Consider the following 14,728-nt stretch of genomic DNA (forward strand, 5'->3'; position numbering starts at 1 on the left):
GGACGAGGCTGGCCCGACGCGGGAATTTCGACGACAGCTATCTGATGCTGGACATCCGATCCTGAAGCGTGATCCCGCCGCCACCCCTCACGGACCACCTCGCGAAAGGGGATAGCGCGGACAGGCGGCTTGTGGAGAGCGGAGCGGAACATTAGCGGCGTGGTTCGGGTGGAGCCGAGCTTGACGGTTGCTCCACCGAAACAAGAGGATGCGCCTGCGATGACCGACGACGAACTGATCGACCATGCCCAGCGGCTCTACGATCTCGCCGCATCGCGCGTGGGATCGCGCCTCGACCTGATCCAGTTGCGCGATGTCGTGCCCGATCTGCTCGAACGGTTGCGGGAACGCATCGGTTCCGGGGATAGGGCGCCCCGGATCTGATATTGGCCAGATCTAATATTGGAGAGTAAAAGGAGGGCGGCCGCGTGAATAACACCGCCGCCCCCCGGTCCATCGGTGTTTAGAGGCGAGGACCGGGCGCGGCCTCTAAAGCGGCTTTGCCTCGACAACAAGCGCTGCGGCGCGGAAATCCTATGGAAAGGCCGCCCGCCATGTGATGGGGGCGGCCTTGATGGAGTAGCGGGGCCCGGTCGGGGGTGGGGAAAGAGCCCTCGCATTGCCTGCCTCTGCGGAGCAGTTTCCGTTCAACACCCGTGTCGGCATGTGGTTCCGATGCAACCTCGAGAACGTCGGGTTCCGGGGAATGAGCGTGGCTCGCGCTGGACGCCCGCGCAACAATATGGCAGCGGTCGCAACGCTCCGGCCGCAGCAGGCCAGGGCGTGTTCCACCAGGGGCAAGGTCTTGCCGGACAAAGCGAGACCGGCCTCTTCACGATCGACCGGACGGTATACATGGCGAACGAAACTGGCGGCGCGCGCGCGGGATCGCCGCTCGAGCTAACCTTGCGCGGGGTGCTGCTGGGCGGCGTTATCACGCTGCTTTTCACTGCCGCCAATGTCTATCTTGGCCTGAAGGTGGGGCTGACTTTCGCCACCTCGATCCCGGCAGCGGTGATCTCCATGGCGATCCTGCGCGGGTTCAAGGACTCCACGATCTTCGAGAACAACATCGTCCAGACCGTCGCGAGCGCAGCGGGCACACTGGCTGCGATCATCTTCGTGCTGCCGGGTCTGGTCATGATCGGTTGGTGGCAGGGCTTTCCTTACTGGACCACGGCGGCGATCACCGGCACCGGCGGTATTCTGGGGGTGCTGTTCTCGGTGCCCCTGCGCCGCGCACTGGTGATCGACACGCCTCTGCCCTATCCCGAAGGTCATGCCGCAGCGGAAGTTCTGCGCGTCGGTTCGCAATCGCGCGAAGGGGCGGAGGAAAGCGCGAAAGGGCTTTCCGTTCTGCTCTGGAACGCGCTGGCCTCGGCCGGTTTTGCGATCCTCACCCAGACCCGTCTCGTCGTGGCGGAAGCCTCGGCATGGTTCCGGGCCGGACCGGGGGCCACCGGCATTTCCGGAGGCCTGTCATTCGCCTTGATGGGTGTGGGCCATCTCGTGGGTATCTCAGTCGGCATGGCGATGTTCCTTGGGCTGGTGGTGGGGTGGTGGATGCTCCTGCCCATGCTTACGGCCCAGAACCCGCTGCCCGGCGGAGCTGAGGTCTGGGCGTTGACGGTGTTCTCCGACAACGTGCGGTTTTTCGGCGCAGGCGTTATCGGCGTGGCGGCGGTATGGACCCTCTTGCGGATTGCCGGGCCGGTCATCGGCGGCGTCCGTTCGGCCATGGCGGCAAGCCGTGCGCGGCAATCCGGGCACGCACTGGCGGTGGAGGAGCAGGATCTGCCCATCTCGATCGTGTTCATCGGCACCCTGGCGATGCTGGTGCCGATCGCCATCCTGCTGTGGAGCGTCGTTGGCGCCGGCCCTCTGGCGGGCTCGGAAATGCTGCTGATCTCCGGAGCGCTTCTGTTCATTCTGGTGATCGGACTGCTGATCGCGGCGGTCTGCGGCTATATGGCCGGTCTGATCGGTGCTTCCAATTCGCCGGTCTCCGGTATCGGCATCCTCTCGGTGGTGGCCGCCTCGCTGATGTTGGTGGGACTGTTCGGCCGCGACCAGCCGCCCGGAACGACCGAAGCGCTGGTCGCCTATGCGCTGATCGTCACCGGCATCGTCTTCGGCGTGGCGACGATCTCGAACGACAACCTGCAGGATCTCAAGACCGGCCAATTGATCGGCGCGACGCCGTGGAAGCAGCAGGTGGCGCTGGTGATCGGCGTGGTGTTCGGCTCGCTGGTCATTCCGCCGGTGCTCGATCTGCTGAATACCGCTTTCGGTTTCGCCGGCGCGGCCAATGCCGGGCCGAATGCGCTTCCCGCGCCTCAGGCCGCCTTGATTTCCACCCTGGCGAAGGGCGTGCTGGGCGGCAATCTGAACTGGACGATGATCGGCTGGGGCGCGGTGGCGGGCGCGGCGTTCATCGTGCTCGACGAGATCCTTGGCGTCATGGGACGATTGCGCCTGCCGCCGCTGGGCGTGGGCATCGGCATCTATCTGCCGATGAGCGTCATCCTGCCGACGGTCATCGGATCGGTGCTCGGGTTCTTCTACGATCGCTGGGCGTCGAAGCAGCGCGATCCCGAATTCGCAGAGCGAATGGGCGTATTGACTGCCACCGGCCTGATCGTGGGAGAAAGTCTGTGGGGCGTGGGGTTCGCCGCGATCGTCGCCGCTTCGGGCAGCGATACACCGCTTGCCGTGGTCGGCGAGGACTTCGCGGGACCGGCCCTGATCGGCGGCACTTTGCTGTTCTTCGTCCTCGTCCATGGCCTCTATCGCCGGACGCGCAAGTTGGTGATCTCAGACTGACGGGTGAAAGCCGGGGTGGTTTGCAGGAACGGTCCCGGTATTTCCGTTAGCCCGCCAACAGCCGCGGTGCCGATTTGGCGGAGCGGTTATCGGACGCGAGTCTTTTCGTTATCGCGAGTTCGCCAGCCTCTGCCTGAAAGCCCCTCGCGCAGGCTTCGAAGCGCAGGCAGGGAGCATGTAAGTGCCGGAAACAAAAACCATTTCGACCTAAATATTTACCGCCGGATCGAATGTAAAAGTAATCCGTTGCGCTAAGGTAGCGAGTCTGACGAATAAAGCTTTTTCGTTTTTATTCAGTTTGTTGCTTTCGCATACAGGCTACTGACGGGCGATCTGTCCGATAATCGCGAAACACTTTTCTGGTCGGAAAAGTTCACAAGGCATCGGTCAAGCGTGAATTCCAGGCGGTAAACCGTTCCATCTTCATCGGAAACTTTCAGCGGCAATTGCGTTGGAGGTCGTGATTAGGTGATAAATCCTAAGTCAAGGAACCGACGAGGCTGGGCCGCCGATGTATTGATGAGCTGGAGGGGCGCGTAATCCTGTCGCCGTGGGGGTATCCATCACGGTTTATCTTGCAGGTTTTAGTTAGTTTATAAGACTAACTTGACGACGACTTTCCGTCTTGTTCGTTATCCGGACCAATCTCGCGCAACGAACGGCAGTACCGCCGATCGGCGGTGCTCGATGCTGGAGCAACGAGATGGACAAGCAGGTCGAGATCGTCAATCGCGCCACCAAGGCAACCACCACCTCCCTTGCCCGAGAGGGTGAAGCGCGGATTTCGGTTCCCGCCGGTTCCAACGTCAACATCGCTGCACCGCCCAGCACGGTGGCGTCGATGGTGCGGGAGGGCGATGATCTCATCCTGAAGTTTGCCGATGGGTCCACTATCCGGCTGGAAGGCTATTTCGGCTGCTCGCCCGAGGAACTGGGGCAGTTGACCCTGGACGATCCGGCCACCGGGTCGGAATGGCTGGTGAACCTGAGCGAGGCTTCCTGCTTTGCGCCCGGAGACGTTTCCAGCGAACCTCTCAGCTATAACCTCTCCACGCTCGACACCGCTGCCGCCGCCACCGCGACCAGCGCCGCAGCCGGGGGCGGCATCAGCAATGGCCTGCTCATCGGTTTGGGTGCTCTGGCCGTGGGCGGCGGCGTGGCGGCGGCGGCGAGTGGAGGCGGAGGCGGTAGCGGCGGCAATCCCGGCACCACTCCACCACCCGATACCACGGCGCCCACAGCTCCGGTGGTAAGCGGTGCGAGCGACGACGCGGTCCCAGTAACGGGAGCGATCGTTTCCGGCGGTTCGACCAACGATGCGACGCCTACCTTCAGCGGCACCGCGGAGGCCGGGGCGACGATCACGGTGTTCGACAACGGCACCCGGATCGGCACGGCCACGGCCGGGGCCAACGGCGCCTGGACGTTCACGCCCACGACGCCGCTGGGCGATGGCGCGCATAGCCTAACCTTCACCGCGACCGATGCCGCCGGAAACCAGGGACCGGCGTCGGCGCCCTTCGGCCTGACCATCGATACCGGTGCACCTGCCGCTCCAGTGCTGGATACGACCGACGGGACCACCATCTCCGGTACGGCGGAAGCTGGCGCCACCATCGGCGTGGACACCAATGGCGACGGCGTGGCCGATCAGACCACCACGGCGGGCGCCGATGGAACCTGGAGCGTCACTCTTCCGGCGGCACTGGGCAATGGTACGGTGGTCACTGCCACCGCCACCGACGCGGCGGGCAATATTTCCGGCGCGGGCAGCGTGACCGTGGTGACCGACACCACCCCTCCGGCACCGCCGGTGGTGACAGAAGGCCTTGCTCAGGGCGGGTCCACCAACGACACCACGCCGACATTCGGTGGCACCGCCGAAGCCGGTTCCACCGTAACGATCTTCGATAACGGGACGCAGATCGGCACTGCCCTGGTCGGCGCGGATGGAACCTGGACCTTTACCCCTGCCGCGCCGCTGGGCGAGGGGCCGCACAGTCTGACGTTCGTGGCTACCGACGCAGCGGGCAATCCCGGTGCGGCCTCGCCGGCCTACGCCTTCACGATCGATACGGCCGCTCCTTCCGCGCCGGTGCTCAATCCTACCGATGGGACCACGATCTCCGGCACGGCGGAGGCGGGCGCCACCATCGGCGTTGACACCAATGGCGACGGCACGCCCGACGCTACGACCGTGGCGAGGGAAGACGGCACCTGGAGCGTCACTCTGCCAACACCGCTGAGTGACGGCACGGTAGTCGGCGCCACTGCCACCGACGCGGCCGGCAACGTCTCCGGAGCCGGAAACGCCACGGTCGATACCGCGATCGACACGACGCCGCCGGTCCCCCCCGTGGTGTCGGGCGCAAGCGACGATTCCGATCCGGTGGTCTCGCCGCTCCTTCCGGATGGAGCCACCAACGACACCACTCCGACCTTCGGCGGTACCACCGAGCCGGGCTCGACCGTCGAGGTCTTCGATAACGATAGCCTTATCGGCACGGCCACGGTCGCCGCGAATGGCAGTTGGACCTTCACGCCCGCGACCCCGCTGGGCGAGGGTGCCCATAGGGTTACCTTCGTGGCGATCGACGCGCAGGGTAATCGCGGCGCTGCCTCCGCGCCCTTTGCCTTCACGGTGGACACGAGCGCTCCCGCTGCTCCCACCGTGCGCGCCACCGACGGGACGATGATCTCCGGCACTGCCGAAGTCGGTTCGACGGTAGGCATCGACACGACCGGCGACGGTGTTCCCGACGGTTTCGCGCAGGTCGACGGTTCGGGCAACTGGACCTTCATACCCGGCAGCGCCGTGCCCGACGGCACCGTGATCTCGGTGACGGCGACCGACGCCGCCGGCAATGCTTCGCCTCCGGCAACCGTTGCGGTGGACGCCAGCGTACCGCTCGCTCCGGGCATCACCGAGATCGTGGACGATGTGGAAGCCGGGACGGGGGTGGTCGCGCGCGGCGGCGTGACCAACGATGCCACGCTCACGATCAACGGCACGGCCGAACCGGGCTCTACCGTCAATATCTACGACGGCGCCACCCTGATCGGTACGCTGACCGCCGATCCCGCAGGCAACTGGACCCTCACCACCGCCGCGCTGGCGGAAGGCCCCCATGAGTTCGCGGTCACCGCCACCGATGAAACCGGCAATGTCAGTGGACCCTCGGTGACCTACGGCGTCATCGTCGACCTTGCGCCGCCCACGACCCTCACTCTCAACCCGACCGACGGCATCACGCTCACCGGGACGACCGAAGCCGGTGCGACCGTGCTGGTGGACACCAACGGCGACGGCACGCCCGACCAGACCGCCATAGCCAATGCGAGCGGAGGGTGGAGCGTCACTTTCGCAAGTCCCTTGCCGGACGGTACGACCGTCAGCGTGGTTGCGGTCGATGCGGCCGGCAATGCCACGGCCCCGGCCACCGTCGCGGTGGACGACAGCATCGATTCCACGCCGCCGCCGATCCCCGTCCTGGGCCTGGTGACGGACGATGCCGCTCCCGGGCAGGGTGTCGTCGCCAGCGGCGGGTCCACCAACGATACGCAGCCCACCTTGACGGGTGTGGCGGAGCCCAACGTCCTCGTTTCGGTCTACGATGGCGGCGTGCTGCTCGGCACGACCAATGCCGACCCGCTCGGAACCTGGACCTTCGTACCTGCAACGCCTCTGTCGGACGGTCCGCACAGCCTTACTGTCACGACCACCGATGCGATCGGCAACGAAAGCCAGCCCTCTCCGGCGTTCGATCTCATAGTCGATACCGCGCCGCCCCCGGCGCCGGTGGTCAATCCCTCCAACGGCGTGACGATCAGCGGCACGGCGGAGGCCAATGCGACTGTCAATCTCGATCTGAACAACGATGGCGTGTTCGAGGCGAGCACGCAGGCCGACGCCTCCGGTGTCTGGACCTATACGCCGCTGCTGCCGCTTGGAACGGGGCCGATAGCGGCCACGGCCACCGATGCCGCCGGAAACACGTCCGGAGCCGCGACGGGCGTAGTGGATGCCGCCGCGCCGCCCATACCGACGCTCGGCCCAGTCGCTGACGACGTCGGCGCCATCCGCGATCCGATCGTGGACGGCGGTTCGACCGACGATGGGCAGCCGACCTTCACCGGCACCTCCGAACCCAACGCGGTGATCACCCTTTACGAAGGCGCCACCGTGATCGGCACGGCCCAGGCGAACGAGACCGGCGCCTGGACGGTGACCCCCACGGCGCCATTGGGGCAGGGTAGCCATACGCTCACAATCACCGCTACCGATGCGGTCGGCAACGAGAGCGATCCGGCAAGCTTTACGCTGGTGGTCGACAATGCCGGACCCGCGGCGCCGATCCTGGGCACGGTCACGGACGATGTCGGCGCGGTACGCGATCCGCTCGTCACCGGCAGCGTCACGGATGATGCCCAGCCGACCTTCACCGGCACGGCGGAGCCCAATGCCACCATCTCGGTCTTCAGCAACGGCACTCTCCTGGGAACCACGGGTGCCGATGGTGCCGGCGCCTGGACTTTCACGCCGCCGGGGGCCTTGCCTCAAGGCAGCAACAGTATCGTTTTCCTCGCCACCGATGCGGCGGGCAACGCAGGCACGCCGTCCGAACCGTTCCTCCTTTCGGTGGACAGCGCGGTTCCAACGACACCCGTTTTCACATCGGGCTTCGATGACACCGGCTCGGTGCAGGGCAGTTTCGCCGCCGGCGCGACCACGGATGACACCCGGCCGGTCCTGACCGGCACGGCCGATCCGAATGCGGTGGTCACGATCCTCCAGAACGGCGCGTTCGCGGGAACGGCAACTGCGGATCCGTTCGGCGTGTGGACCTTCACGCCTACGACCGCGCTCGGCAATGCGACGTACGACTTCACGGCCAGCGTCACCAGCGCCGCCGGCGTACCCAGCGCGGCGTCGGCGCCGTTCCAGCTTACGGTCTCGACCACGCCGCCGCCGCCGCCCGCCATCGTGTCCGCTACCGACGACGTAGGGCCGCTGGCCACGCTCGGGAGCGGGGCGGCCACGGATGACGTGCACCCGCTGCTCAGCGGTACGGTCGCTGTCGGCAGCACGGTGACGATCTTCGACAACGGTGTGGCGGCGGGGCTGGCGACCGTGGATGGCGTGGGGGGCTGGACCTTCTCGCCCACTCTGGCGCTTTCGGAAGGCCCCCATGTCTTCACCGCGACGGCGACCGACGCCATCGGCAATACCAGCGGGCTTTCGGGTGCGTTCACGCTGACGGTCGATACCACCGCGCCGCTCGCACCGGTCATCGCGCCGAGCGCAGGGGCAATCCTGACCGGAACCGCCGAAGCCAACGCGACGATCCGGCTGGACCTGAATGGCGACGGCACGATTGACGACACGACCCAGGCCGATGGAGCCGGAGTCTGGACTTACACGCCCGGCTCTACGCTCGACAATGGCGCGACCGTCATCGCCACTGCCGTGGATGCGGCCGGCAACGTCTCGGGCACGGATACGATCATCATCGACCGTACCCCGCCTCAGGCACCCAGCATCGACAGGATCATAGATAGCGAAGGTTCGCTGACCGGCACGGTCGCCAACGGCGGCACGACCGACGATGTCTTGCCCGAACTCGTCGGCACCGCCGAGCCGGGTTCTACCGTCCGGATCTATGATTTCGGAGCGCTCGTCGGTACTGTCGTCGCGGGAAGCGACGGCACTTGGACCCTGCCGCTGACGACGCCGCTGACCGCGACGCCGCATTCCTTCACCGCGACCGCCACGGACCCGCTCGGCAATCCCGGCCCCGCATCCCCCGCCTATGATATCGCGGTGGATGTCAGCCCGACCGTCACGCCCGTGATCACCGGCGTTACCGACGATGTCGGCGCGGTGGTCAATGTCGGGCCGGGCGGCCTCACCAACGATGCGCTACCGACTATCGTCGGCACGGCCGGTGCGAACGCCACGGTGCGCGTCTACGACGGCAGCACCCTGCTGGGCACGACCACGGCGAACGGCAGCGGCGACTGGAGCCTCGACGTCACCGGCGCTCTGGACGGCGGGCCGCACACCTTCACCGCCATCGCCACCAACCCCGCAGGCAATTCCAGCGGCTTCTCGAACGGTTATGCGATCAACGTCGATACATCCGTCCCCGGTGTGCCGACGATCACCCAGGCCAACGACGATGCGCCGGGTAACACCGATCCGTTTGCGAGCGGCGGGCTGACGAACGATGTCACGCCGACCCTCGTCGGCACGGCCGATCCGGATGCCGTCGTCTCGATCTACGCCAACGGGGTGTTCGTCGGCACCGCGAATGCCTCGCCAACCGGCGCGTGGTCCTATGAACTCGCCACCGGCGGAGACGGGCCGCAGAGCATCACCGTCAGCGCCGCCAATGCGGCGGGCAACAGCAGCGTGCAGTCGCCGCCGTTCGTCTTCACCGTCGACGCGTCGCCGCCTGCATCGCCGTTCGTCAACCCCACCAACGGCACCGGCACGCTCTCGGGAACGGCCGAGCCGAACGGATCGGTCAGCATCGTAATCGGTCTGGGCGGAACTCCGGTGACGGTCCCCGTCGATGGGGCTGGTGCGTGGAGCTACATCATTCCGGGTAGCAATCCGGCCCTGACGCCGATCGCGGTGACCGCGATCGACGCTGCCGGAAACGGCTCCCCGCCCACGACCGTCCTGGTCGATCTGGCTGCTCCCGCCGCCCCGAACTTCACTGCGACGGATGATCAAGGTGACGTTCCCGGTCCCATTCTGTCCAACTCCACAACTGACGATACCCTCCCGGTGTTTGCAGGCGTCACCGAGGCAAATGCAACGGTCAGGGTCTATGACGGCCTCGATCTGATCGCCACCGTGCAGGCGGACCCGGCCGGGAACTGGACGGCAACGCCCGACAGCCCGCTCTCCGACGGCCCGCACAGCATTACCGTCACCGCGACAGATCTGGCCGGAAACACCAGCACCGGCGGTGCGGCTCTGGACTTTACGGTGCTCACCGGCACGCCTTCGGCACCCACCATCGATACGGTCGCCAACGACCAGAGCGGCACGGCAATCCCGATCAGCGGCGGCGCCACCAACGATCCGAGCCCGCTCGTCTCCGGCACGGCCGCTCCAGATGTGCTGGTCACGCTCTACGTGGACGGCACGGCGGTGGATACGGTCATAGCAGGGCCGACCGGCGCATGGTCGTTCAACACGCCCAACCTGCCTGACGGTCCGCATACCATTGCCGTTTCCGCCACCAATGCGGCCGGCAACGAAAGCGATCTGTCCGGGGCCTACACGGTCACGATCGACACCGACGCTCCCGACGCGCCGACGATCATGACCAGCGACGGCACGACGGTGATGGGCGACAGCGAAGCCGGCGCCCTGATCACGCTGAACGTGCCGGGTCAAGGCGATTACACGACCACCGCCAACAGTCTGGGTCAGTGGAGCATAACGCTGCCAACCCGCGCGGACAACGGCGCCACGCTGACGGCAACGGCGACGGATGCCGCGGGCAACGGCTCCGGCGGCGGAACCGGCACGGTGGACTATGGCACGAACTCGACGCCGCCAAGCATCCCGGTCATCGTCACGATCGACGACGACGCCGGACTGGTGACCACCCCGATCGTCAACGGCAGCTTCACCGACGATACCCTGCCGGAGATTTCCGGAACGGCCGATGCCAACGTCGTCATCACCCTCTATGACGGCATCAACGCCATCGGCACGACGACCAGCAGCGCGACCGGCTCCTGGAGCATCACGCCCACCGTTGCGCTCACCGAGGGCGGGCACAGCCTCTCCGCCACCGCTACGGCGAATGGCGTGGAGAGCATCAGCGGCAATGCCGTGGCCTTCACGGTGGACCTCACGCCGCCGCCGGCCCCGCTGGTCGATGCCGGCAACGGGACCGTCCTGACCGGCACGGCGGAAGCGAACGCCACCATCGTCATCACCTTCCCCGGCGGCTCCGACACGGCGCAGGCGGACGGTGCAGGGAACTGGACCTACACGCCCGCGCAGCCGTTCACCGATGCGGACACGGTGACCGTGATCGCGCGCGATGCGGCGGGCAATCCCTCGCTCTCGGCCACGGCGGTGATCGACACCACCGCTCCGGCCAACCCCGCGATCACCAACGCCGACGACAATGCAGGCGGTCTGGTCGGCGGTGTCGCCAGCGGCGGCGGAACCGACGATAATACGCCCACCCTGTCCGGCGTTGCGGAGGCAGGTTCGACCGTTTCGATCTACGACGGTACGACCCTGCTCGGCACCACGACGGCGACGGGCGGAGCGTGGAGCTTCACGCCATCTACCGCGCTGGGTGATGGGGTGCACAGCTTCACCGTCACCGCAACCGACGCCTTCGGCAACGTCAGCCAGCTCTCGGCACCCTACACGCTGAACATCGTCACGACCACGCCGACCGCCCCGGCGATCACCGGCGCGGTCGACGACTTCGGGCCGATCCCCGGCGCCATCGTCAACGGCGGCACCACGGACGACACCCAGCCCACCGTCAGCGGTACGGCCGGCGCGAACCTTCTGGTCACGCTTTACGAAGGCGCGACGGCGGTCGGTTCGGCGGTCAGCGACGCGAACGGCGTATGGACGATCACCACGTCCGTACTGGGGCAGGGAGGCCATGTCCTCACCGCTGTCGCCACCAATGCGGCGGGTACGGCGGGGCCTGCGTCCAGTCCGTTCACCGTCAATATCGACACGCAGCCGCCCGCGGTGCCCGCGATCACCCTGGTCTCGGACGACAGCGGCACGGTCCAGGGCGGTCTTGCCTTCAACGCGCAGACGGACGACACTCAGCCGACACTGTCCGGCACGGCCGATCCCAATACCACCATCTCGATCTTCGACGGCACGACGTTGCTGGGAACGACCACGGCCGATGGCTCGGGCGCGTGGAGCTTCACGCCGACCACGCCGTTCGATCCGGGCCCCCATGTCCCCACCGCAACCGCAACCGATGCGGTGGGTAACCAGAGCGGGCCCTCCACGTCCTTCAACCTGACGGTGGACATCGCCGCACCCGTCGCACCGGCCATTACGGGTGCGGCTGACGATGTCGGCGTGCCCGGCGCCATTGCGGCCAATGGACTGACCGACGATCCCCTGCCGATCCTGAGCGGCACGGCGGAAGCGAATTCCACCGTCTCCATCTACAACAACGGTGCGCTGCTCGGCACCGCAGTGGCAAGCGGCACCGGCGATTGGACGTTCACGCCGCTTTCGCCCCTGGCCGATGGGCCGCAAAGCTTCACCGCCACTGCCAGGGACGCGGCAGGCAACCTTAGCGGCACGTCTGCGCCTTATGCCTTCACCGTGGACACAACCCCACCGGTGGCCCCGGTGATTGCAGCCGCGAACGACGATACCAATCCTCAGACCGGCCTGGTCGCGAGTGGCGGCGCCACCAACGACGGCACGCCCACGATCAGCGGCAGCGCCGAAGCCAACGCGCTGATCACCGTCTACGACAACGGCGGGCAGATCGGCACCACCACCGCAGACGCCACCGGCGCCTGGAGCTTCACGCCGGCCACAGCGCTCGGCGAAGGCAACCACAGCTTCACCGTCCGGGCCACGGACGCCACCGGCAACCAGGGCGCTGCGTCCACGGCCTATACGGTGCGCGTCGATACCACCGGACCGGGCGCTCCGGTGATCGCGAGCGTGACCGACGACGTGGGCACGGTGCAGGGCCCCATAGGCAACGGCGGCACCACCAACGACACGGTACCGCTGTTGCGCGGAACCGCCGAGGCGGGGGCTACCCTGACCGTCCTGGCCAACGGAACCGCGATCGGCACCACCCAGGTGGATGCCACCGGCAACTGGAGTTTCAGCCCGACCACGGCTCTTGCGGAAGGCACCTATACATTCACTGCCGTGGCTACGGACGCGGCCGGAAACCCCGGCCCCGCCTCGGCCGGGTTCGTCATAACCGTGGATATCACCGGTCCGGCTGCGCCTGTCATTACCAGCATCCTGGACGATGTGCCCCAGAACACCGGAGTCATTCCGAACGGTGGCCTGTCGAACGACGCCTCTCCGCAACTCACCGGAACGGCCTCGGCCAACACCGTGGTCCTGATCTACGACGGCAATGTCCTCCTGGGCAGCACGACATCCAACGCATCGGGCAACTGGAACTTCACGCCCGGCGCTGCGATCGCCAACGGCGCGCACAGCTTCACGGCCGTGGCGGTGGACGCATCGGGCAATGCCAGCGCATCGTCAAACACTTACGGGCTGGCCGTCGATGCGGCGGCTCCGGCCCAGACCATCGCCATCACCACGCTCACTACCGACACCGGAACGCGGGGTGACTGGAGCACCCAGGATACCACCCCGACCATCGGCGGCACGTTGAGCACCGCCCTTGGAAGCGGCGAGCAAGTGCAGGTGCAGATCGACGGCGGCGCATGGGTAAATGCCGGTTCCTCGGGTGCGACTTGGTTCTACGGCGCCGGAACGCTGGGCGTCGGTTCCCACAGCGTGGTGGCACGCGTGGTGGATGCGGCCGGCAACATCGGCAACAGCGCCTCGCAGACGGTCAGCATAGCGGCCGTCCCGGCACAGGCGCCGATCGTTCAGGCCAGCGGTTCGTCCCTGCTGGGGCTCATCGGGGTCGAGGCTCTTAGCCTGATCGATCTCAACACCCAGTCTTTGACGGCCGTCGATCCCAACAACAACCTGCGAAGCGTGCAGGTCCGCTACGCGCCGCTGTTGGCGCTGAGCCTGGGGGCCTATACCCTGACCGCATCGACCGCGCTGGCGGCGGAGCTAGGCCTGCAGATCTCCGTCAGCAATACGGCGGGGCTGCTCGGCATTATCGCGCCGACCTCGACATTGACCATCACCGCCATCGGCGGCGGCACGATCGATAACCTTGCGGTCAACGAATTGCTGAACACCGTGCATTTCCAGCAGAACGTATCGACGCTGGGCGTGGATCTCCTGAATTCGATCAGCATCACGGCCACCGACACGACGGATCGCACGTCCACCTCGTCCACGGGGACGCTGCTCGACCTCAGCCTGCTGAACGCCAGCGGTTCGCCCAATGTGATCGAAGGCGGGACGGGGAACGATACGCTGAACGGAACTGCGGGCAACGATCGGCTCTACGGCCATGCCGGCACCGATGTCCTCAACGGCGGGAACGGCAACGACTTCCTGCGCGGCGGGGCCGGCGCCGATACGCTGAACGGCGGCGCGGGGAACGATACCCTGGTCTATGACGCGGCGGATACGTTGATCGATGGTGGAACCGGAACGGATACACTTCTTATCGACAGCGGCACCGGACAAGTGCTGGACTTGGGAACGGCCACCAACATCCGCAATATAGAGGTGATCAACTTGGGCATCGGCGATGCGGGAAGACGCATAAACCTGACGGAAGCGGGCGTTATCCGCGCTACCGAAAGCAGCCACCAGCTGACGATCAACGGCGATGCCAACGACAGCGTCACGATGACGGGCGCGGTCTTCCAGGGACAGACGCTCATCAACGGAGAAGCTTACAATCACTACTCTTTGGGCACGACCAACATCTTCGTGGATCACCCGGTGATGGTCGTCGTCTGACCGAAGTTGCCGCCACCGATCTGATTACGAAAGGGGAGCATGGCGTTTACGGAGTGGAGGGTCGCCGGGGCGGCGGGAATTGCCGTCCTGGGATTTGTGGGAAGCCGATGTCACGCAGAGGAACAGGACCACGCGAATGAAGTGATTGCTTCCGGTGAACTGCCGCCGCTCGCCGCAGGATCGGCTGCTTCACCGGAGAGGGCCGTGCAAGCCGATCCTGTCATGCCACTGCCGCCACGCGATGACCTGAACCCAGGTTCGGCGTCGATCCCGTCGCCGGTTGCCGTC

Annotated in this window: 4 protein-coding genes; all 4 read left to right on the plus strand. The window is 66.3% G+C overall.

The features are described 5' to 3' along the window. Window positions 1-219 precede the first annotated feature (219 nt). Window positions 220-384: a hypothetical protein gene (locus RT424_RS09100; protein ID WP_313436647.1), complete on the plus strand. Its 165-nt coding sequence runs from the start codon at window positions 220-222 to the stop codon at window positions 382-384. Window positions 385-855: 471 nt separating this feature from the next. Then, entirely contained in the window at window positions 856-2,823 is a 1,968-nt protein-coding gene (locus RT424_RS09105) for an OPT family oligopeptide transporter (protein WP_313436759.1), read from the plus strand. Window positions 2,824-3,526: 703 nt separating this feature from the next. Further along, the gene (locus tag RT424_RS09110) at window positions 3,527-14,440 is read left to right on the plus strand and encodes an Ig-like domain-containing protein (protein WP_313436650.1); all 10,914 of its coding nucleotides are present in this window, start codon (window positions 3,527-3,529) and stop codon (window positions 14,438-14,440) included. 39 nt (window positions 14,441-14,479) lie between these two features. Continuing rightward, a partial coding sequence (locus RT424_RS09115) for a hypothetical protein (RefSeq protein ID WP_313436653.1) occupies window positions 14,480-14,728 on the plus strand: 249 nt, incomplete at its 3' end.

This window comes from Novosphingobium sp. (assembly GCF_032093395.1).
Classification (GTDB): domain Bacteria; phylum Pseudomonadota; class Alphaproteobacteria; order Sphingomonadales; family Sphingomonadaceae; genus Novosphingobium.

Bases quoted from the DNA above. Each gene is read 5' to 3' on its own strand.
- RT424_RS09100 (WP_313436647.1), top strand. From the start codon at position 220: ATGACCGACGACGAACTGATCGACCATGCCCAGCGGCTCTACGATCTC.
- RT424_RS09105 (WP_313436759.1), top strand. From the start codon at position 856: ATGGCGAACGAAACTGGCGGCGCGCGCGCGGGATCGCCGCTCGAGCTA.
- RT424_RS09110 (WP_313436650.1), top strand. From the start codon at position 3,527: ATGGACAAGCAGGTCGAGATCGTCAATCGCGCCACCAAGGCAACCACC.